General features: G+C 70.6%; 17 protein-coding genes and 1 pseudogene. 10 read left to right on the forward strand and 8 right to left on the reverse strand.

Features of this window, described 5'->3' with window-relative positions:
- Window positions 1-97: 97 nt before the first annotated feature.
- On the reverse strand, window positions 98-997 hold the full coding sequence (locus tag BAY60_RS03395) for a hypothetical protein (protein WP_112279344.1): 900 nt from the start codon (window positions 995-997) through the stop codon (window positions 98-100).
- 94 nt (window positions 998-1,091) lie between these two features.
- On the opposite strand from BAY60_RS03395, the gene BAY60_RS03400 reads away from it, so the two are divergent.
- The 5 genes from BAY60_RS03400 to BAY60_RS03420 all read left to right on the forward strand — a co-directional run bounded on the left by BAY60_RS03400 (window position 1,092) and on the right by BAY60_RS03420 (window position 6,553).
- Complete coding sequence (locus tag BAY60_RS03400; RefSeq protein WP_281272705.1) at window positions 1,092-1,352, forward strand: glutaredoxin domain-containing protein; 261 nt, start codon at window positions 1,092-1,094, stop codon at window positions 1,350-1,352.
- Between the two features lie 125 nt (window positions 1,353-1,477).
- The gene (locus BAY60_RS03405) at window positions 1,478-1,960 is read left to right on the forward strand and encodes a formate dehydrogenase subunit gamma (RefSeq protein ID WP_112279346.1); all 483 of its coding nucleotides are present in this window, start codon (window positions 1,478-1,480) and stop codon (window positions 1,958-1,960) included.
- The gene (locus BAY60_RS03410) at window positions 1,957-3,504 is read left to right on the forward strand and encodes a formate dehydrogenase beta subunit (RefSeq protein WP_112279347.1); all 1,548 of its coding nucleotides are present in this window, start codon (window positions 1,957-1,959) and stop codon (window positions 3,502-3,504) included. The genes BAY60_RS03405 and BAY60_RS03410 overlap by 4 nt, the downstream gene beginning before the upstream one ends.
- Before the next feature lie 2 nt (window positions 3,505-3,506).
- On the forward strand, window positions 3,507-6,317 hold the full coding sequence (fdhF, locus tag BAY60_RS03415) for a formate dehydrogenase subunit alpha (protein ID WP_112279348.1): 2,811 nt from the start codon (window positions 3,507-3,509) through the stop codon (window positions 6,315-6,317).
- A gap of 20 nt (window positions 6,318-6,337) precedes the next feature.
- On the forward strand, window positions 6,338-6,553 hold the full coding sequence (locus BAY60_RS03420; protein WP_112279349.1) for a formate dehydrogenase subunit delta: 216 nt from the start codon (window positions 6,338-6,340) through the stop codon (window positions 6,551-6,553).
- 146 nt (window positions 6,554-6,699) lie between these two features.
- Here the strand turns inward: BAY60_RS03420 and BAY60_RS03425 are convergent, their stop codons facing one another.
- Window positions 6,700-7,152, reverse strand: coding sequence for a nitroreductase family deazaflavin-dependent oxidoreductase (locus BAY60_RS03425; RefSeq protein WP_112279350.1), 453 nt, complete (start codon window positions 7,150-7,152; stop codon window positions 6,700-6,702).
- A gap of 108 nt (window positions 7,153-7,260) precedes the next feature.
- On the opposite strand from BAY60_RS03425, the gene BAY60_RS03430 reads away from it, so the two are divergent.
- Window positions 7,261-7,953, forward strand: a complete 693-nt coding sequence (locus BAY60_RS03430) for a TetR/AcrR family transcriptional regulator (protein WP_112279351.1) — start codon at window positions 7,261-7,263, stop codon at window positions 7,951-7,953.
- 61 nt (window positions 7,954-8,014) lie between these two features.
- Entirely contained in the window at window positions 8,015-8,449 is a 435-nt protein-coding gene (locus BAY60_RS03435; RefSeq protein ID WP_112279352.1) for an OsmC family peroxiredoxin, read from the forward strand.
- Window positions 8,450-8,505: 56 nt separating this feature from the next.
- On the opposite strand, the gene BAY60_RS03440 is transcribed toward BAY60_RS03435, so the two are convergent.
- On the reverse strand, window positions 8,506-9,669 hold the full coding sequence (locus BAY60_RS03440; protein WP_112280683.1) for a beta-ketoacyl synthase N-terminal-like domain-containing protein: 1,164 nt from the start codon (window positions 9,667-9,669) through the stop codon (window positions 8,506-8,508).
- Window positions 9,670-9,816: 147 nt separating this feature from the next.
- On the opposite strand from BAY60_RS03440, the gene BAY60_RS03445 reads away from it, so the two are divergent.
- Window positions 9,817-12,591 carry a sensor domain-containing protein gene (locus tag BAY60_RS03445; RefSeq protein WP_425466460.1) on the forward strand — a complete coding sequence of 925 codons (2,775 nt, stop codon included), beginning with the start codon at window positions 9,817-9,819 and terminating at the stop codon, window positions 12,589-12,591.
- Between the two features lie 31 nt (window positions 12,592-12,622).
- Here the strand turns inward: BAY60_RS03445 and BAY60_RS38565 are convergent.
- Window positions 12,623-12,691: pseudogene (locus BAY60_RS38565) on the reverse strand (hypothetical protein); the annotation flags it as partial.
- Between the two features lie 59 nt (window positions 12,692-12,750).
- On the opposite strand from BAY60_RS38565, the gene BAY60_RS03455 reads away from it, so the two are divergent.
- Both BAY60_RS03455 and BAY60_RS03460 read left to right on the forward strand, forming a co-directional pair.
- Window positions 12,751-14,151 carry an ATP-binding protein gene (locus BAY60_RS03455; protein ID WP_112279355.1) on the forward strand — a complete coding sequence of 467 codons (1,401 nt, stop codon included), beginning with the start codon at window positions 12,751-12,753 and terminating at the stop codon, window positions 14,149-14,151.
- Window positions 14,152-14,216: 65 nt separating this feature from the next.
- Window positions 14,217-15,470: an IS30 family transposase gene (locus BAY60_RS03460; RefSeq protein ID WP_112280684.1), complete on the forward strand. Its 1,254-nt coding sequence runs from the start codon at window positions 14,217-14,219 to the stop codon at window positions 15,468-15,470.
- Window positions 15,471-15,584: 114 nt separating this feature from the next.
- Here BAY60_RS03460 and BAY60_RS03465 read toward each other — a convergent pair whose 3' ends face one another.
- From BAY60_RS03465 to BAY60_RS03480, 4 genes are read right to left on the reverse strand one after another with little or no spacing between them, the layout of a single operon-like run.
- Complete coding sequence (locus BAY60_RS03465) at window positions 15,585-16,193, reverse strand: LutC/YkgG family protein (RefSeq protein WP_112279356.1); 609 nt, start codon at window positions 16,191-16,193, stop codon at window positions 15,585-15,587.
- The gene (locus tag BAY60_RS03470) at window positions 16,186-17,613 is read right to left on the reverse strand and encodes a LutB/LldF family L-lactate oxidation iron-sulfur protein (RefSeq protein ID WP_112279357.1); all 1,428 of its coding nucleotides are present in this window, start codon (window positions 17,611-17,613) and stop codon (window positions 16,186-16,188) included. Before BAY60_RS03470 ends, BAY60_RS03465 begins: the two co-directional genes overlap by 8 nt.
- Complete coding sequence (locus BAY60_RS03475; protein ID WP_112279358.1) at window positions 17,592-18,326, reverse strand: (Fe-S)-binding protein; 735 nt, start codon at window positions 18,324-18,326, stop codon at window positions 17,592-17,594. Before BAY60_RS03475 ends, BAY60_RS03470 begins: the two co-directional genes overlap by 22 nt.
- Complete coding sequence (locus tag BAY60_RS03480) at window positions 18,323-19,723, reverse strand: rhamnulokinase (RefSeq protein WP_112279359.1); 1,401 nt, start codon at window positions 19,721-19,723, stop codon at window positions 18,323-18,325. Before BAY60_RS03480 ends, BAY60_RS03475 begins: the two co-directional genes overlap by 4 nt.
- Window positions 19,724-19,726 lie beyond the last annotated feature (3 nt).

Below are 19,726 nucleotides of genomic sequence, written 5' to 3' on the forward strand. Positions count from 1 at the left end.
GCCCGATAACACTACGCCCGATTTCCCCGGAGAAAGGGAAAAGCTGCTGCCGATGGTGGCCAATTGAAAAGAATCTTCGGTCCGGCAGGCACGTCGTTCAGCGGGTGCGGTTGAGGTCGTCGACGGCCGCCTCGGCATCGGCCACGCGGCTCTGCGCCGCCTCGAACGCCTGGCGCGCCGACTCCGTCCGCTTGCGCGCCTTCGCCTCCTCGCGCTCGGCGGCCCGCAGCGCGCGGCGTGCCTCGTCGCGGTCGGAACGGGCCCGCACCGCCTCCTCCCGCGCGCGCTTGAGCTCCTCGCGCCTGCGCCGCCGCTCGTTCTCGGCTTCCCTGCGGGCTTCGGCCTGGCGCTGCCGCTCCTGTTCGGCGCGCCGGGCCGCCTCCCGCTCCGCCGTCTCCGGCGACGGCGTGCGCCCCTTGGCGGGCTTCGCCTCGCCCGCGGGCTTCGTCCCCTTGGCGGTCTTCTTCGGGGTGGCGGGTGCGCGTGGCACGGCAGGCGTGCTCGGTGCGGCCGCCAGCCAGTCGCCGGAGAAGACGTCGCCCGGCCTCAGCGCGGTGGTGAGCCTGCCCTCGGTGACGGCGCGCGCGGAGCCGGGATCGGTCAGTGCGGCGTCGAGGGTCTCGGAGACCTCACGGCTGACGGACTCGCTCACCGCGCCGTCGGCGAGCCGCTCGGCCCGGCCGGTGAGCGACCGGACCAGCTCGTGCCGCCGCCGCGACAGCGTGCGCAGCGCGTCACCGGCCAGCTGGGCGTGCGCCTGCCGCAGCTCGTCGCCGAGGTCGGCCAGCGTGGCGACCTCGTCCGGCTCCTCGCGGGCGAGCCGGTTGACGAGCCAGGCGGCCAGCGTCGGCTTGCGGAGGGCCCTGATGCGCGAGGCGAGATCCTTGTCACCTGCCGCCCTGGCGTCCGCCGCGTGTTTGTCCCGTGCCGCGATGAACTCGTCCCTGTCCAGGGCGTACAGCTCGTCGGCGATCGCGTCCGCGGCGTCGGCGTTCATGCCCCCAGCTTCCCCCACCGGCCACGGAGGGGCGCGGTTATGGTGACCTGAAGGGGCACGGATGACGCCGGATGTGAGCAGGAGGTACGCCCCAGTGACGGAAGTCGAGTTCTACTGGCGCCCCGGGTGCCCGTTCTGCGCGATGCTGCGGGGCAGGTTGCGGCGCAGTGGACTGCCCGTCCGCGAGATCAACATCTGGGAGGACTCCGCGGCCGCCGCGCGGGTGCGCTCGGTGGCAGGCGGCAACGAGACCGTGCCCACCGTGTTCGTCGGCGACCGCGCCCTGGTCAACCCGAACATCCGCCAGGTGACCGAGCTGGTGCGCAGCGAGGCCCCTGAGCTGCTGGAGCGCTGACGCCTCTCCGGCTTCCACGGAGCGGCAACGGCATCGTGGTGAGCCTCGAGTCAACGTACCCTTGTTGTGTCCGTCACCTCGCGAGTAGTATCGCTCGTGTATACCGTATACACCAAGGAGGCGGTATGGCGGTCGAGAGCGCCGGTGCTTCGGTCGCGGAGCGGGTGCGTGCCGTCGTCGAGGCGCACCGGGACGAGCGGGGTGCGCTGCTGCCCATCCTGCACGGCATCCAGGCCGAGTTCGGCTACATCGATCCCGAGGTCGTGCCGATTCTGGCGGCCGAGCTGAACCTGTCGCGGGCGGATGTGCACGGGGTCGTCACCTTCTACTCCGACTTCCGTTCCGAGCCCGCCGGGGCGGCGACGGTGCGGCTGTGCCGCGCGGAGGCCTGCCAGTCGGTGGGCGCGGAGAAGCTGGTCGCCGACGCCGAGCAGGTGTTCGGCGTGAAGCTGGGCCAGACGACGCCGGACGGGTCGGTGACGTTGCAGCAGGTGTTCTGCCTCGGCAACTGCGCACTCGGCCCGGCGGCGCAGATCAACGGCCGCATGTACGGCCGGCTGGACCGGACGCGGCTGGTGGAGATCCTGGCGAAGGGAGCCGAGGCGTGATCACTGTGTTCGTGCCGCGCGACTCGGCGGCGGTGTCGGTGGGCGCCGACGAGGTGGCCGCGGCGATCCAGCGCGAGGCGGGTGATGCGGTGCGGGTCGTGCGCAACGGCTCGCGCGGCATGTTGTGGCTGGAGCCGCTGGTGGAGGTGGTCACCGAGCGCGGGCGGATCGGCTACGGCCCGGTGTCTCCCGCGGCCGTGCCGGGGCTGATCGAGGCCGGGATGCTGGCCGGAGCCGACCACGAGCTGTGTCACGGCGTGGTGGACGAGCTGCCGTGGATGGCCGAGCAACAGCGGCTGTGCTTCGCCAGGGTCGGTGTGATCGATCCGCTGTCGACCGACGACTACGAGGCCCACGGCGGGCTGAGAGGCCTGCGCACGGCGCTGGAGCGGGACCCGGCCGCGGTGGTGGCCGAGGTGACCGAGTCGGGGCTGCGCGGCCGCGGTGGCGCGGGGTTCCCGGCGGGCATCAAGTGGAAGACGGTGCTCGACGCGCAGGGCCCGCTGAAGTTCGTGTGCTGCAACGCCGACGAGGGCGACTCGGGCACCTTCGCCGACCGGATGCTGATGGAGGGTGACCCGTTCTGCCTGATCGAGGGCATGACGATCGCGGCGCACGCCGTGGGCGCGAGCGAGGGCTACATCTACATCCGCTCGGAGTATCCGGACGCGGTGTCCACGATGCGCCGGGCGATCGACATCGCCTACGCGCACGGCTGGCTCGGGGAGAACATCCTCGGCTCGGACACGAGTTTCGACCTGTTCGTGCGGGTCGGGGCAGGCGCCTACATCTGCGGCGAGGAGACCTCCATGCTGGAGAGCCTGGAGGGCAAGCGCGGCATGGTGCGCTCGAAGCCGCCGATCCCGGCGATCACCGGGCTGTTCGGCAAGCCCACGGTGGTCAACAACGTGCTGACGCTGGCAAGCGTCCCCGCGATCCTGGCCGACGGCGGCTCGGCGTACGCCGAGCTGGGCGTGGACCGCTCGCGGGGCACGCAGGTGTTCCAGCTGGCCGGCAACATCGCCCGCGGCGGGGTGTTCGAAACCGCGTTCGGCATCACGCTGGGTGAGCTGGTCGACGGCTACGGCGGCGGTACCCGTTCGGGACGGCCGGTGCGCGCGGTGCAGGTGGGTGGCCCGCTGGGTTCCTACGTGCCCGCCGGCCAGTTCGGCCTGCCGATGGACTACGAGGCGTTCGCCGAGGCCGAGGCGATGCTCGGTCACGGCGGCATCGTCGTGTTCGACGACACCGTCGACATGGCGGCGATGGCCCGGTTCGCGATGGAGTTCTGCGCGGAGGAGTCGTGCGGCAAGTGCACGCCGTGCCGCGTGGGCGCGGTGCGCGGGGTCGAGGTGATCGACAAGATCACCGGCGGCGACGACCGCGACGGCAACCTCGCCCTGTTGAACGACCTCTGCGAACTGATGACCGACGGATCGCTGTGCGCGATGGGCGGGCTGACCCCGAACCCGGTGCGCAGCGCTCTGAACCACTTCCCGGACGACTTCTCGTCCGGCGCCGCCACACAGAAGGAGGCGACATAGCCATGGGCTTGCTCAAGGAACACGACCTCGGCACCCCGGCCCAGCCGGGCCCGGCGACGGTGTCGGTCGAGATCGACGGCGTGCCCGTGACCGTGCCGGAAGGCACGTCGGTGATGCGCGCGGCGGCGATGACCGGCACCGACATCCCGAAGCTGTGCGCGACCGACAGCCTGCAGGCGTTCGGCTCGTGCCGGCTGTGCCTGGTGGAGATCGACGGCAAGAAGGGCACCCCCGCCTCGTGCACCACACCGGTGGCCGAGGGCATGAAGGTGCGCACCCAGACGCCGCGGCTGGAGAAGCTGCGCCAGGGCGTCATGGAGCTCTACATCTCCGACCATCCGCTGGACTGCCTGACGTGCTCGGCCAACGGTGACTGCGAGCTGCAGGACATGTCCGGCGTGGTCGGGCTGCGGCAGGTGCGTTACGGCTACGAGGGCGAGAACCATCTCGACGCGCCGAAGGACACCTCCAACCCGTACTTCGACTTCGACGCCTCCAAGTGCATCGTGTGCTCGCGGTGTGTGCGCGCCTGTGACGAGGTGCAGGGCACGTTCGCCCTGACCATCGAGGGCCGGGGGTTTGACTCGAAGGTCTCGCCCGGCGCGGGTGAGCTGTTCATGGACTCCGAGTGCGTCTCCTGCGGTGCCTGCGTGCAGGCCTGCCCCACCGCGACGCTGGAGGAGAAGTCGGTCGTCGACCTGGGCATGCCCACGCGCACGGTGCTCACCACCTGCGCCTACTGCGGTGTGGGCTGCTCGTTCAAGGCCGAGCTGCGCGGCGACGAGCTGGTGCGCATGGTGCCGCACAAGGACGGCGGCGCCAACGAGGGCCACTCGTGCGTCAAGGGCCGGTTCGCCTTCGGCTACGCCACCCACCCCGACCGCCAGCTCAAGCCGATGATCCGCGAGAAGATCACCGACGAGTGGCGGGAGGTCGACTGGGAGACCGCGATCTCCTACACCGCCGAGAAGTTCCGCGACATCCAGGCCCGGCACGGGGTCGGCGCGATCGGCGGCATCACCTCCTCGCGCTGCACCAACGAAGAGGTCTACGTGGTGCAGAAGATGGTGCGCGCGGCGTTCGGCAACAACAACGTCGACACCTGCGCGCGGGTGTGCCACTCGCCGACCGGCTACGGCCTCAAGCAGACCTTCGGCACCTCGGCGGGCACGCAGGACTTCCGCTCGGTCGCCCAGTCCGACGTGATCGTGGTGATCGGCGCGAACCCGACCGACGGGCACCCCGTGTTCGCCTCCAGGATGAAGCGCAGGCTGCGCGAGGGCGCCAAGCTCATCGTGATCGATCCGCGCCGGATCGACCTGGTGCGCTCGCCGCACATCGAGGCCGAGCATCACCTGCAGCTCGCCCCGGGCACGAACGTGGCCGTGGTCAACGCCATGGCGCACGTGGTGGTCACCGAGGGCCTCGTCGACCGCGAGTTCGTCGACGCCCGCTGCGAGGACTTCGACTCCTGGGCCGAGTTCATCGCCCAGCCCGAGTACAGCCCCGAGGCCACCGAGGAGATCACCGGCGTTCCGGCACGGGAACTGCGGGCCGCCGCCCGGCTGTACGCCACCGCGGGCAACGGCGCCATCTACTACGGCCTCGGCGTCACCGAGCACAGCCAGGGCTCCACGATGGTGATGGGCATGGCCAACCTCGCCATGGCCTGCGGCAACATCGGCCGCGAGGGCGTCGGGGTGAACCCGCTGCGCGGGCAGAACAACGTGCAGGGCTCCTGCGACATGGGCTCGTTCCCGCACGAGCTGTCCGGCTACCGCCACGTCTCCGACGACGCGGTGCGCGAGGTGTTCGAGAAGCTGTGGGAGCGGCCGATCCTGGCCGAGCCGGGGCTGCGCATCCCGAACATGTTCGACGCCGCCGTGGACGGCACCTTCCGGGGCCTGTTCGTCCAGGGTGAGGACATCGCCCAGTCCGACCCCAACACCGGCCACGTCAACGCCGCGCTCGGCGCGATGGAGCTGGTCGTGGTGCAGGACCTGTTCCTCAACGAGACCGCCAAGTTCGCGCACGTGTTCCTGCCCGGCACCTCGTTCCTGGAGAAGGACGGCACCTTCACCAACGCCGAGCGGCGCATCAACCGCGTGCGGCCGGTGATGACGCCCAAGACCGGCAAGGACGAGTGGCGCGTGGCCTGCGAGATCGCGCAGGCGATGGGCTACGACATGCACTACGACCACCCGCGCGACATCATGGCCGAGATCGCGGCCGTGACGCCGACGTTCGCCGGAGTCTCCTTCGAAAAGCTGGACAAGCTCGGCAGCGTCCAGTGGCCGTGCAACGACACCGCACCCGAGGGCACCCCGGTGATGCACGTCGACAGCTTCGTGCGCGGCAAGGGCAAGTTCGTCCAGACGCCGTTCGTGGCCACGCGGGAACGCAGCACCCGCAAGTTCCCGCTGATCCTCACCACGGGCCGGATCCTGTCGCAGTACAACGTCGGCGCGCAGACCCGGCGTACCGCCAACGTCGCCTGGCACCCGGAGGACGTGCTGGAGATCCACCCGCACGACGCCGACGTGCGCGGCATCTCCGACGGCGACGAGGTGACGCTGTCCAGCAGGGTCGGCACCACCACGCTGCGGGCCAGGATCGCCGACCGGATGCCGGTGGGCGTCGTCTACACCACGTTCCACCACCCGGTCACCGGCGCCAACGTGGTGACCACGGAGAACTCCGACTGGGCGACCAACTGCCCAGAGTACAAGGTGACGGCGGTGCAGGTCGGGCTCAAGCACGCCGCGAGCGCCCACCAGGACGCGCGCGACGAGCAACCGGCCCTGGCCGACTGAGACGGGAGGGCGCCCACAGCATGACATCGACCCTGTCACCGCAGATCCGGATGGCCAACGACATCGCCGTGCAGTTCCATCACCTGCCCGCCGACGAGGCCGTCGAGGCGATCACCAAGCACATCCGCATGTTCTGGGACCCCCGGATGAAGGCGGAGCTGCAACGCCTCGCCACCGAGGATTCCGGCTCCTTCGACCCTCTCGCGCTGGCCGCCGCCAAGCAGCTGTCCGGCTGACCGGAGGCTGCGGCGCGGTGAGCCGCCGGCGTCGCCCGTGTGCACGGCGGGGAACCCGTGCGCACGGGCGGCGGCCGGTGTGCGGGCGGCGAGCCGGGCTGGGCCTGGGTGCAGAACTCGCGGGCCTGAATGCAGGACTCGCGCGGTTACTTCTCCTTCGGGAGCCGGAACACCGGGAAGCCGGGTGCCGCGGCACGCAGGTCCTCGTCGGGCGACGTGGCCTTGAGGTCGTCGAAGAAGGCGCTGACCTCCCACGCCCACTTCTTCAGGTACGCGCGGATCACGGGGACCTTCTCGTCGTCGGTCAGTTCCACGGGCACGATGCGCTCCTCCCGTCTGCCCAGCCGCAGCTTCGCCTCGCCGGCCGCTCGCAGGTTCCGCACCCACTGCGTGTGACCCCGCGGGGCGAGCAGGTAGCGCTCTCCCTCGAAGACCAGCAGGTTCACCGGCGTCGAGCGCCACTCGCCGGTCTTGCGGCCGCGCACGGACAGGATGCGGCTGCCCCACAGGCTCACCCCGAGTTTGGCCAGCACGGCCACCGCGCGATTGAACACGTTGGTGGGCTTCTTCGGCTTGAGGTAGCGGGACTGACCGGGCATGGTCTCCTCCTTCTGGTTCGAGAGCGGTGCTCTCGCTTGAGATCAGTGAACACGCGACAGGTGCTCACTGTCAAGAGCGGTGCTCTCGTTTTGTGGCACACTGACGTCATGCCCGCTCATCGCACCGCCAGGGAACGTGCCCGAGCCGAGATCACCACGGCGATCAAGGAGGAAGCCCGCAACCAGCTCGCCACCGCGGGCGCCGACGGCCTGTCGCTGCGCGCCGTGGCCAGGCAGCTCGGCATGGTCTCCTCGGCGCTGTACCGCTACTTCCCCAGCCGCGACGACCTGCTGACGGTGCTCATCATCGATGCCTACAACGCCGTCGGAGAGCAGGCCGAGCGCGCCGCCGCGCGGGAGTCCGGCGCGCGCGAACGCTGGCGGGCGATCTGCCACGCCATCCGGGACTGGGCCAGGGCCCACCCCCACGAGTACTCGCTGATCTACGGCTCGCCCATCCCCGGCTACCGGGCACCCCAGGACACGATCACCCCCGCCAGCCGGGTGCCCGTCGCGCTCGCCCGCACGGTCCACGACGGCTGGGCCGCCGGGACGCTCACCGAGTCCCCGTCCGCGCCGGACCTGCCACCCGGCCTGCGCGAGCAGGCCCGCGTGGTCACCACGGCCGTCGGCGTCGCGCTGCCGGACGCCGTCGTGGTGAGAACGCTCATCGCGTGGACACAGCTGTTCGGCATGGTCGGCTTCGAGCTCACCGGCCAGCTCGTGGGCAGCATGGACCCGGCCGACGAGTTCTTCGCCCACGCGGTGGAGGAGATGACCCGCTTCGTCGGGCTGACGTGAGCGTGCGCGCCTAGGGTCGGGAACGAACGTCCCTCGATCACCCCTCGACGAAGGAGACACCATGGCCAGTCGCGACGCGACCACCCACTGGACCGGCGGCCTCAACTCCGGCAAGGGCTCGGTCACCCTCGACTCGTCCAACGCGGGCCAGTTCGACGTCTCGTTCCCCCACCGTGTCGGCGACCCCGAGGGGCAGACCAGCCCGGAGGAGCTGGTCGCCGCCGCGCAGTCGTCCTGCCTCGCCATGAACCTGTCCGGGGTGCTGGAGAAGAACGGCTACGCCCCCAAGACCGTCGACGTGAGCGCCGAGGTGACGGTCGGACCCGCCGACGGCGGGCTCGCGATCAGCTCCATCGACATCACGCTGCGTGCCGAGGTCGACGACATCGACGACGCCACGTTCCAGGAGCTGGCCACGACGGCCAAGGACACCTGCCCGGTCAGCAAGGCCCTGGCCGGAACGGCCATCACACTCGACGCCTCACTCGCGCACTGAACCCCCCGCGAAGCCGGTGACCGGCATCGAGCAGCACACCGGTCACCGGGCTCCCCTCACGCCGAGGCCGGGCCGAGCACGACCACGGAGTTGTGGCCGCCCATGCCGAGCGACGACTTCACGGTCAGCCCGCCGTCGACGGGGAACTCGCCGTGCAGCAGCCGCGGGTGCGCCTCCGCCACCCGCGGAGGCGCGGGAACGACCCGGCGCTCGTAGCCGAGTGCGGCCACCGCGATCTCCACGGCGGACGCGGCGCCCTGGCAGTGCCCGGTGAGCGGCTTCACCGAGTAGACCCCGGTCTCGGCAGGGAACAACTCGTCCACGATGGTCGCCTCGGTCCGGTCGCACTGCCGGGTGCCGGGGCCGTGCGCGTTGACGAAGCGGACGTCCCGGGGGTCGACGTCCGCGTTGTCGAGCGCGTCGGCGAAGCAGCGCCGCACCTCGGGAAAGGCGGGGTCGATCGACGTCACGTGGTAGGCGTCGTGCGACATGGCCCCGCCGAGCGCCATCGCGTAGGCACCGCCGGAGCCCTTCGACAACACCATCGCCACCGAGGCCTCGCCCATGATGAAGCCCCGGCTGCCCTCCTGGAACGGGCGGCAGCCGTCGAGCGGCTCCAGCTTGCCCACCGCCACGCCGAGCCGGAGGAAGTGGGACACGTTCTCCGGGGTCAAGGACAGGTCCGTCGCCACGAGCACGACGTCGTCGACGATCCCGGCTTCGAGCCACGCCTTGGCCGTGAGCAGGCCGGCGTTGCCGGACGCGCACATCGCCGAGACGTTCATGGCCGGACCGTGGAAGCCGAACTCCTGCATGAACGTCGACATCGGCGTCGACGGCATCAGTGCCAGGTAGTCGCGCACCCGCAGCTTGCCGCCGTCGACCGTGTAGAAGTCCTTCCACAGGTAGGCCTCACCGATCACGACAGCGTGGAGCAGGCCGACTCTGCGGCCCGGTGACCAGCCCCGCGCCGTGGCGTCGTCGATGGCCTCGCGTGCGGACGCGCGCATGGCCCTGGCGAACCTGCCCCTGCCGTCGGCGGGGTCACCGCCCTCGGGTACCGCGGCCACCCACAGGCTCTCGTCCTGGTTGCGGCCGTAGCCGCCGGTGAGCGTCGCGGCGGGCTTCGCCGACACCAGTCCTTCCCACAATTGCTCGCGGCCCCAGCCGTAGCCGGTGACCGCACCGATCCCGCAGATTCCGATTCCGCGTGACACGATGCTCGCCTCGCTTCCATTTTTCGGGGGATAGCGCCGGCACCCACACGGGTTGCCGGTCACTCGAAGTACAACCCGATTCGTCCTATTCGCCTAGCGGGCATTTCGTGTTGTAATCAGATCCCGAATGGATCAGCGGATGGACGGATGATGGAGGCGCACGCCCAGCGCAGCCTGCTCACGGTGCGGGACCCGGGTATCGACGTGCTCACCGACCTGGCCCTGTCGGCCAGCGCGTCGGCAATGTGGAGGGTCGAACTGGACGAGCGCACCGTCACGTGGGCGCCCGAGTTCCCCCGTATGCTCGGGTTGCCGGCCACCGCAGAGCAAGACATCCGGCGCGGGTTGCTCCAACTGGTCGAGCCGATGACCGTGGCAGCACGGAATTGCCCGGTATGGCAGGATTTTGACCTTGAACAGCGCCACCAGACACCCGAAGGCGACGCGAAATGGATCCGGTTCCTTGCCCGAAGCTACGGCAACGGCAAGACGGAGGGGCTACTGGGGATCGCCAGCGACGTGACTGAACGGCATGGCAGCGAGCAGGCCCTGAACGATCTCGCGGACCGGTACCGGCTGCTCGTCGACCTCAGCCCGGACGCCATCTGTGTGCACGAGGCGGGCAAGCTGGTCTACGTCAACCCGGCCGCGCTGCGCTTCTCCGGCGCGCCAGCGGCGGAGCACCTCCTGGGCAGGCCGATCACCGACTTCGTCGACGCGGGCTCGGTGCCGGAGATGCTCTCGCGCATCAGCTCGCTCACCGAGCCGGGCGCGACCTCGGACCCCACCGAGGTCACGCTGCGCCGGTGGGACGGCGGGTCGCTGCTGGTCGAGTCGGTCTCGGTGCGGACCACCTGGCAGGGGCGGCCGGCATTTCAGGTGATCATGCGCGACATCACGGCGCAGAAGGCTGCCGAGTCCGCGCTGCGCTACCAGGCCGCGCTCGTCTCCCACGTCAGCGACGCGATCATCGGCACCGCCGCCGACGGCACCGTGACCAGCTGGAACCCGGCAGCCGAGGCGGTCTACGGGCATGCCGAGGCCGACGCCATGGGCCGGCCCGTCGGCGACCTGGTCGGCGCGCCGCTCGACCCGGCGCACATCCTCGCCCAGGGCGGCGTCGTGGACGCCGTGCACCGCAGCGCCGCGGGCGCCACGCTGGCCATCAGGGTCTCGGCGGCCGCGATGGACGGCGGCTACGTGCTGCTCTGCGCCGACGAGACACCGCGGCGGCGTGCCGAGCGCCGGTACAGCACCGTCGTCGCGGCACTGGACGAGGGCGTGGTGGTGGTCGGCGCCGACGGGCGCGTGGAGTCGGCGAACCCGGCCGCGCAGCGCATCCTCGGCCTGCCGGCCAGCCGCATGGTCGGCTGCGCCCCGACGCTGCTGCCGCTCTACGACGAGTCGGGCACCTGCGTCCCTCCCTCCGAGTACCCTTCGGCGAAGACCCGGCGCACCGGCAGGCCGCACGGACCCATCGTCGTCCGCGTGCAGCGGCCCGACGGCCGCTCCGCGTGGCTGTCCATCAGCTGCAGGCCGCTCGACCCTGAGGCGACGCCGCCGTCCACGGTCGTCACGTCCTTCACCGACATCACCGAGCGCAGGGCCATCGGCGAGCGGCTGGAGCACGACGCCACCCACGACCCGCTCACGGGGCTGGCCAACCGGACGCTCGTGCTCAGGCGGCTCGACGCCGCACTCGGCGACCCCCGCCGGTCGGGCATGATCTGCGTGCTGTTCATCGACCTGGACAAGTTCAAGGTCATCAACGACTCCCTCGGCCACGGCATCGGCGACAAGGTGCTGCGCATCGTCGGGCAGCGGCTGAGGTACTGCGTACGCACCTCGGACCTCGTCGGCAGGCTCGGCGGCGACGAGTTCGCCGTCGTGGCGTTCGGCACCCGCGGCGTCGAGGAGATCCAGGCGCTCATGGCCCACCTGCGCGACACGCTCACCCAGCCGATCACCCTCGACGGCAGGCGGCTGCACGTCGACTCGAGCACGGGCATCGTGACCGCCGGGCCCGGCGACGAGCGCTCGGCCGAGGACCTCATCCGCGACGCGGACGTGGCGATGTACCAGGCGAAGACCCGGGGCCGGGGGCGCTACGAGTTCTTCGACGTCGAGCTGCGCCAGCGCATCCAGCGGGAGCTGCGGCTGGAGCAGGACCTGCGGGAGGCGCTGCGGGACGGGCAGCTGTGGGTGGCCTACCAGCCCGTGGTGGACCTGCGCAGCGGCCGCACGGTGGCGGTGGAGGGCCTCATGCGGTGGCAGCACCCCACGCAGGGCGCCGTGCCACCGGGTGAGTTCATCCCGCTCGCCGAGGAGAGTGACCTCATCAACCACGTCGGCGACTACATGCTGCGCACCACCACCGCCGAGATCGCGGCCCGGCGGCGGCGCAACGGCATCGACACCCGCCTGACGGTCAACCTCTCGGCCCGGCAACTGGACGACGCCACGCTGGTGGACACGGTGCGCGAGACCCTGCGGACCACGGGGCTGGACCCGGGCGCGCTGTGCCTGGAGATCACCGAGAGCGCGCTCGTGCGGGAGCCGGACGCGGCCGCCGAGGTGCTGACCCAGCTGCGCGCGCTCGGCGTGCGGCTGGCGATCGACGACTTCGGCACCGGTTACTCGTCGCTGGCGCAGCTGTGGCGGCTGCCGCTGGACACGCTGAAGATCGACCGCTCGTTCGTCGCGGGCCTGGGGGCCGACGACCACAAGGACGCCGAGGCGATCGTCACCAGCATCGTGCGGATGGCCCACGCGCTGGGCCTGACCGTCATCGCCGAGGGCGTCGAGCACGAGCGGCAGGTGACGATCCTGCGCGAGCTCGGCTGCGACCAGGCACAGGGCTACTACTTCGGCAAACCGGTGTCCCGCGAGGAGCTGTTCGACCCGGTGGTTCATCCGGGCCGCTGACCGGTGGCGCGGTCGACGATCGGCTCGTCGGGCAGCACACCGGCTGGGCGGGAAACCGGCGGTCGGCGGGGTCGGCGTACTCGCAGGCGCACGACAACATCCACGGAACTCCCTACACAGGATTATCCTCGACAAGATAATCCTGTGTAGGATAATCCTATGGAGTTTCTTAACCGTACCGACGAGTTGGCCATGCTCGGCCGGCGGCTTTCCAGTGACGCTGCCGAGTTGCTCGTCGTCTACGGTCGCAGGCGAGTCGGCAAGACCGAGCTGTTGACCCACCTCACGTCGAACGTCCGCTCGCTGTACTTCGAGGCGACCGACACGGTGACCCCCGAACAGCTCCACGACCTGACGGCGGAGCTCGCACGGGCTTCCGGCGACGATCTTCTCGCCGCGCAGCCACTCACCAGCTGGGAAGCCGCGCTGGCTGCCATCGCGAGATTCGTCGGGGACCAGCGCACGCTCGTGGTGCTGGACGAGTTCCAACTACTCGCCACGCAGGCACCCGAACTCGAGAGCGTCTTGAGCCGGTGGTGGCGTACGACGGGGCGAAACCTGCCTGTCGTTCTGGTTCTCGCGGGAAGCGAACTGTCCTTCTTCGAAGACGAGGTTCTCGCAGGCCGCCTTTACGGCAGGCGGACAGGGCAGCTGAAGGTCGCACCGTTCCTCGCTCGCGAGGCGGCGCTGTTCCACCCCGGCTACTCACCAGCTGACCGAGTCCGCACCTTCTCGGTGTGCGGAGGCATTCCCTACTACCTGGAACGGTTCACCGACACGAGCCCTCTTGAGGAGCATCTTCTCGCCGAGGTGTTCGAGCGCACCGGACTGCTCCACGACGAAGCGGAACTGATGCTGAGGCAATCGATCAGCAACCCCACCAACCACACGGCAGTTCTACGCTCGATCGCCCATGGCCACAACCGCAACAGCACCATCAGCCAGCGCACCGGGCTCGAACCCGCCTACGTCACGAAGGTAGTCGGCTCACTCGAGCGGCTCGGCCTCGTCGAACGGTTGCGACCGGTCACCGCGTCGGAGCGAGCGAAGAAGCTGGCCTATCGGATCAGTGACCAGTTTCTCCGGTTCCACTATCGGTTCGTCGAGCCCGCGCGATCGCAACTGCGCACGAGCTCCTTGGCGGACGCCTACCTCCGCGACTCGGTCCTGCCCCAGCTGGATCACCATGTCTCCGAAGCATGGGAGGACATCTGCCGCGAGCACGTCCTGCGCACGATGCCTGGCGTGACAACGGTTGGGCGGTGGTGGGGGCAGGTGCCCACGGGCACCGGCAGAAGGACGGAGGAACGGGAGGTCGACATCGTCGGCGTCGACGCCAACCGGAAACCGGTCGTGATTGGCATGTGCAAGTGGACCAGGGCCGCCGTCGATTTCGACGAGCTGAACCTGCTCGACCGGCTGAGCCCCCACATCGACGGCAGCAGCGGCGAGCTGCACAGGATCCTGTGCTCGCGGGAGGGATTCACCCCGCGACTGCGGGCGTACGCCGAGAACGACCCGCTGCTGACTCTCGTCACACCCGCCGACATCTATTCGTGAGCCGTCGCCAGAAGCTCCCCAATGTGGCATTCGTAGCGTTCAACTTCCCCAATGTGGTGTTGTGGATGGCTCGGCGGGTGATTCCGGTGGAGGTGCGGGAGAGGTTTTTCGTTTTGGTGTGTGCGGGCTGGTCGTTGGGGGCTGCTGCTCGGGCTGTGGGCGTGGCGTCGTCCACGGCGGGGCGGTGGTGGCGAAGCTCGGGACTTGTGGAGACAGTGATGGAGGTTGGTCGGCGGGGTGGGTTGGCGGGGTCGCCGCCGCCGGTGGTGTCGGGTGGGGCTGATGCGGGTGGTGGTCGGCGGCGGCGGTTGTTGACCGGTGAGGATCGGTGTCAGATCGCGGTGGGGTTGCGGTGTGGGCTTTCGTATGCCGAGATCGGTGCGATGCTGGGGCGGGACCGGTCGGTGGTCTGGCGGGAGGTGCAGCGTAACCGGGGCCGGGATGGCTCGTATGTGGCTCCGGTGGCGCATCGGGCCGCGTTCGAGCGGCGGCGCCGCCCGAAGCGGTTCAAGCTGCAGGACAATCCGGGTCTGTGCCGGCAGATCGAGGAGTGGATGGATCAGGGCTGGTCGCCGAGGTTGATCGCGATGGTGCTGGCTGAGGATCATCCGGTGGGGAGTAGGGACCGCGTGTGTCACGAGACGATCTACCAGGCGTTGTACGTGCAGGCCCGGGGGCGTCTGCGGGCTGACCTGCACACCCAGTTGAGCCTCAAACGCCGCCGCCGTAAGCCCCGCACCACCCCGCGAGCGGGGTCGGCGCGGTTGTATGCCGAGGCGTTCACGATCAGCCAGCGACCGGCCGAGGTCGCCGACCGGGCGGTGCCCGGGCACTGGGAGGGCGATCTGATCCTCGGCGCCGGGAACCGCTCGGCGATCGGCACCCTCATCGAGCGCACGACCCGGTTCACGCTGCTCCTGCACCTGCCCCAGCGGCACGACGCGGCCACCGTCGCCGCCGCGATGATCCGCGAGATGCAGCACCTGCCCGAGCACCTCCGCCGCTCCCTGACCTGGGACCGCGGCCGGGAACTCGCCTGCTACAGCGACATCCAGCTCGCCCTGAACATGCCGGTCTACTTCTGCGACCCACACAGCCCCTGGCAACGCGGCAGCAACGAAAACACCAACCGGCTCCTGCGGTTCTGGTTCCACCGAGGAACCAACCTGGCCACCCACACCCGCAACGACCTCCACCGCATCGCCGCCACCCTCAACAACCGGCCACGCCCTACCCTGAACCTACAAACCCCAGCCCAAGCGCTGGACCAGCTGCTCGCCAACCCGGCAGCAGCACCACCGCGTTGCTACCACCGATAGACCACGCCCGGCATTCGTTGCGTCCAACGCCACCAATGCCGCATTGGGGAAGTCCGCATTGGCACCGCGGCGCGCAGCGTCTCCGTCTGGATGGTGACGGGAGAGGGGTGGGCGCTACCGGGCGATCAGGACCTCCAGGGTGCGCGGGCCATGGACGCCCTCCACGCGATCGAACTCGATGTCGCTCGTCGCTGACGGTCCGCTGATGAACGTCAGCGGGCGCGTCGGCTCCAACCGCGCCAGCGCCTCCGGCACGCTCACCACCACCTGGTCGGCCCGCACCACGCACAGGTGGTAGTCCGGCACGAGGCTCAGCATCCGGCGGCCCTGCGCCCGCGCGGCATCGAGCACGATCGTGCCCGTCTCGGCGATCGCCACCGCGCAGCCGGTGAGCACGCCGTCCACGATGTCCAGTTCGGACAACTGAAGCGGTGGGTCGTCGGGCCGCCAGCGTACGCCCTCGACTCGCCACGACGGCGGCACGTCGGCGGGCACCACCATCGTCGACGCACCCCGCTCGGCCAGGCACCCGGCGATCCGCCCCGGCAGCGCCTTCTCGCCGACGGTGTGCACCACCGCCTGGTAGTCGGCGACCCGCTCGGCGAGCAGGCCCACCGGGTCCGGCACGGTCCGCGCACGCTCGTAGTCCCTCGGCACCGCGACCGGTGACGGCCTGCCCGCACCACGGATCCTCGCCAGTATCTCCTCCCGCGCGCTAGCCACGGTTGCGCCTCCACCACGCCCGGAACGACTCCTTCGGCACGGCGGGAAAGTCCCGCGCGTCCGTCCACTTCGATCCCGGCCACGGCAGCCGCGAGATCCGGCCGTCCCGCGCGAGGTAGCGCGTCAGCGCGCCGGCCTTCTGCGCCCGCTCGTAGCGCTTCGGGTCGGCGAACACCCACGCGGCGGCCGCCATGGCCAGCGCCTCCGGGGTGCGCCTGCCCTTCGCCTCGACCACCTCCGCGCGCAGGTGCGTCAGCACCTCCGGGATGTTGATGCGCACCGGGCACACCTCGTAGCACGCGCCGCACAGCGACGAGGCGTACGGCAGCGAGGCCGCCTGCTCGTCGTGCAGGTCCCCGGCCAGCTGTGGCGCCAGGATCGCGCCGATGGGGCCCGGATACACCGAGCCGTAGGCCTGCCCTCCCGTGCGCTCGTACACCGGGCACACGTTGAGACACGCCGAGCAGCGGATGCAGCGCAACGCCTGCCGCCCCACCTCGTCGGCGAGCGTGGCCGTGCGGCCGTTGTCCAGCAGCACCAGGTGGAAGTTCGCGGGCCCGTCGCCGGGGGTGACGCCCGACCAGATGGAGGTGTAGGGGTTCATTCGCTCCGCTGTGGACGATCGCGGCAGCAGCTGCAGGAACACCTCGAGGTCCTGCCACGTCGGCACGAGCTTCTCGATGCCCATGACGGTGATCAGCGTCTCCGGCAGGGTCAGGCACATGCGGCCGTTGCCCTCGGACTCCACGACCACCACCGACCCGGTGCCGGCGACGGCGAAGTTGGCCCCGGAGATGGCGACCTTCGTGGACAGGAACTTGCGCCGCAGGTGCCTGCGCGCGGCCTCGGCGAGGTCGCGCGGCTCGTCGGAGGCGGGCTGCTCGGCCATCCGCCCGCCGAAGATGTCGCGGATCTCCGCGCGGTTGCGGTGGATGGCGGGCACCAGGATGTGGGAGGGCCGGTCGTTGCCGAGCTGGACGATCAGCTCGGCGAGGTCGGTCTCGACGGCGCGCACGCCGCCCGCCTCGAGCGCCTCGTTGAGGCCGATCTCGGCGGTGGCCATCGACTTGACCTTGACGACCTCGTCGGCGCCCTGCTCGCGCACCAGGTCGAGCACGATGCGGTTGGCCTCCTCGGCGTCGCGCGCCCAGTGCACGACGCCCCCGCGCGCGATGACCGACTCCTCCAGCCGCAGCAGGTAGTGGTCGAGGTTGGCGAGCACGTCGTCCTTGATCGCCTCGCCCGCCGCGCGCAGCCGCTCCCAGTCGTCCAGTTCGGCGACGACCCCGGCCCGTTTCGTGCGGATGGTGGTGGTGGCCTTGCGCAGGTTGCGGCGCAGCTGGGGGTCGGCGAGCGCCTCGTGCGCGGCCTTCGGAAACGCCGGGGTGCCCAGCCACGTCACGGGGTTGCGGGCGCCCATGGCTCCTCCTTCGTGCTCGCCAGTATCTCCGCGAGGTGCACCGTGCGCACCCCGGTGCGCAGCCGCGACAGGCCGCCGCCGATGTGCATCAGGCAGGAGTTGTCGCCCGCCGTCAGCACCTGCGCCGCCGTGTCCTGCACGGAGCGCATCTTGTCCGCCAGCATCGCCGTGGAGGTCTCGGCGTTCTTCAGCGCGAACGTGCCGCCGAAGCCGCAGCACTGCTCGGCCTGCGGCAGCTCGACCAGTTCCAGCCCCGTGACGGCACGCAGCAGCCGCAGCGGCTTCTCGCCGACCCCGAGCATCCGCAGCGAGTGGCAGGTCGGGTGGTAGGTGACCCGGTAGGGGAAGTACGCGCCGACGTCCTCCACGCCGAGCACGTCGACGAGGAACTCGCTCAGCTCGTAGGTGCGCTCCACGGCGAGGCTCGGACCGCACAGCCCGGGGTGGATCTCGCGGACCATGCCGCCGCACGAGCCGGACGGCGCGACCACGTAGTCGTAGCCGTCGAAGATCCTGGCGTAGTCGCGGGCCAGCGGCCTGGCGTAGCCGGGGTAGCCGGTGTTGAAGTGCAGCTGCCCGCAGCACGTCTGCTCCTGCGGGAAGTCCACCTCGCAGCCGAGCCGTTCCAGCAGCCGCAGCATCGCCTTGGCGGTGTCCGGGTACAGCGTGTCGGTGAGGCAGGTGGCGAACAGCGCCACCCTCGGCCGGCTCATCGCAAACCCACCCGCCGGGCCGCCGACTCCCACGCGGCGGTGCCACCACGCGGCTCGTAGCGGGCCAGCGGCGCGGCCACCGGCGCGTCCGCCACCACGCCGGCGGCCCTGGCCTGCACGAACACGTTGCCGAGTGCGCTGGCCTCCACCGGGCCGGCCAGCACCGGCAGCCCGCACGCGTCGGCGGTGAACTGGCACAGCGGTTCGTTGAGCGCGCCGCCGCCCACCAGGTGCACCACCTCCAGCTCCCGGCCCGACAGCCGGGATGCGGTGCGCAGCGACGCGGCGTGTGCCACCGCCAGTGACTCGAGGATCGTGCGCGCCACGGCGGGCGGGCTCTGCGGCACCGGCTGCCCCGACCCGGCACACGCCGCGGCGATGCGCGCGGGCATGTCACCGGGCGGCAGGAACTCGGGCGAGTCGGGATCCACGATGGACCTGAACGCCGGTTCCGCCATGGCCTGCGCGAGCACGTCGGAGAGCCTCATGTCCAGGCCCTGCTCCCGCCAGACTCGCATCGACTCGCTGAGCAGCCACAGCCCCATGGTGTTGCGCAGGAACCGTACGGTGCCGTCGATACCGGCCTCGTTGGTGAAGTTGGCCTCGCGCGCGGCCTCGGTGAGCACCGGCGAGGGCAGCTCCAGCCCGACGAGCGACCACGTGCCACACGAGATGTAGCCGAACCGCTCGCCCGAGGCGGGCACGGCGGCCACCGCGGAGGCGGTGTCGTGCGACGCCACCGCCACCACCGGCGTGCCGCCAGGGCCCTCGCCGATCCGCGTGCCGGGCAGGCGCAGCGGCGGCAGCAGCGTGCCCGGGATCGGCGTACGCTCCAGCAACTCGGCCGACCACTGCCGCGTGGTCGCGTCGAGCAGGGCGGTGGTGGACGCGTTGGTCACCTCGGCGCCCTGCTCCCCGGTCAGCCAGTAACCGATCAGATCCGGCAACAGCAACATCGTTTTGTCGACAAGGCGATCCGGTGGTTCGGCGAGCAGCTGGTAGATCGTGTTGAACGGCAGGTACTGCAGCCCGGTGATCCGGTACAGCGTGGCGTCGTCCACGCTCTCCCGCAGCCGCTGCGCCATCCCGGCGGTGCGCGGGTCGCGGTAGCAGCGCACGTCACCGTCGAGCGTGCCGTCCGGGCCGATCAGGCCGTAGTCCACCGCCCACGAGTCGATGCCGATCGACACCGGGTGCGCGTCGGCGGTGTCGCGCAGCCCGGCCAGGATCTCGCCGTACATCTCGTCGACGTCCCACCGCAGGCCCCCGCCGGGCCGCTCGCGCGGGCCGGTGGGAAACCGGCGCACCTCGGTCAGCGTGATCTCGCCGCCGCGGACGTCGCCGAGCATGACGCGGCCGCTGGTGGCCCCCAGGTCGACGGCTACGAACGCGGGCATGAG

This window comes from Prauserella muralis (assembly GCF_003202285.1).
GTDB classification, from domain to species: domain Bacteria; phylum Actinomycetota; class Actinomycetes; order Mycobacteriales; family Pseudonocardiaceae; genus Prauserella_B; species Prauserella_B muralis.

What these genes read in the sequence shown, in the direction of transcription:
- BAY60_RS03395 (WP_112279344.1), bottom strand. Translation starts at nt 997, where the DNA reads ATGAACGCCGACGCCGCGGACGCGATCGCCGACGAGCTGTACGCCCTG.
- BAY60_RS03405 (WP_112279346.1), top strand. Translation starts at nt 1,478, where the DNA reads ATGGCGGTCGAGAGCGCCGGTGCTTCGGTCGCGGAGCGGGTGCGTGCC.
- fdhF (WP_112279348.1), top strand. Translation starts at nt 3,507, where the DNA reads ATGGGCTTGCTCAAGGAACACGACCTCGGCACCCCGGCCCAGCCGGGC.
- BAY60_RS03420 (WP_112279349.1), top strand. Translation starts at nt 6,338, where the DNA reads ATGACATCGACCCTGTCACCGCAGATCCGGATGGCCAACGACATCGCC.
- BAY60_RS03425 (WP_112279350.1), bottom strand. Translation starts at nt 7,152, where the DNA reads ATGCCCGGTCAGTCCCGCTACCTCAAGCCGAAGAAGCCCACCAACGTG.
- BAY60_RS03430 (WP_112279351.1), top strand. Translation starts at nt 7,261, where the DNA reads ATGCCCGCTCATCGCACCGCCAGGGAACGTGCCCGAGCCGAGATCACC.
- BAY60_RS03435 (WP_112279352.1), top strand. Translation starts at nt 8,015, where the DNA reads ATGGCCAGTCGCGACGCGACCACCCACTGGACCGGCGGCCTCAACTCC.
- BAY60_RS03445 (WP_425466460.1), top strand. Translation starts at nt 9,817, where the DNA reads ATGGAGGCGCACGCCCAGCGCAGCCTGCTCACGGTGCGGGACCCGGGT.
- BAY60_RS03455 (WP_112279355.1), top strand. Translation starts at nt 12,751, where the DNA reads ATGGAGTTTCTTAACCGTACCGACGAGTTGGCCATGCTCGGCCGGCGG.
- BAY60_RS03460 (WP_112280684.1), top strand. Translation starts at nt 14,217, where the DNA reads ATGGCTCGGCGGGTGATTCCGGTGGAGGTGCGGGAGAGGTTTTTCGTT.
- BAY60_RS03470 (WP_112279357.1), bottom strand. Translation starts at nt 17,613, where the DNA reads ATGGGCGCCCGCAACCCCGTGACGTGGCTGGGCACCCCGGCGTTTCCG.
- BAY60_RS03475 (WP_112279358.1), bottom strand. Translation starts at nt 18,326, where the DNA reads ATGAGCCGGCCGAGGGTGGCGCTGTTCGCCACCTGCCTCACCGACACG.
- BAY60_RS03480 (WP_112279359.1), bottom strand. Translation starts at nt 19,723, where the DNA reads ATGCCCGCGTTCGTAGCCGTCGACCTGGGGGCCACCAGCGGCCGCGTC.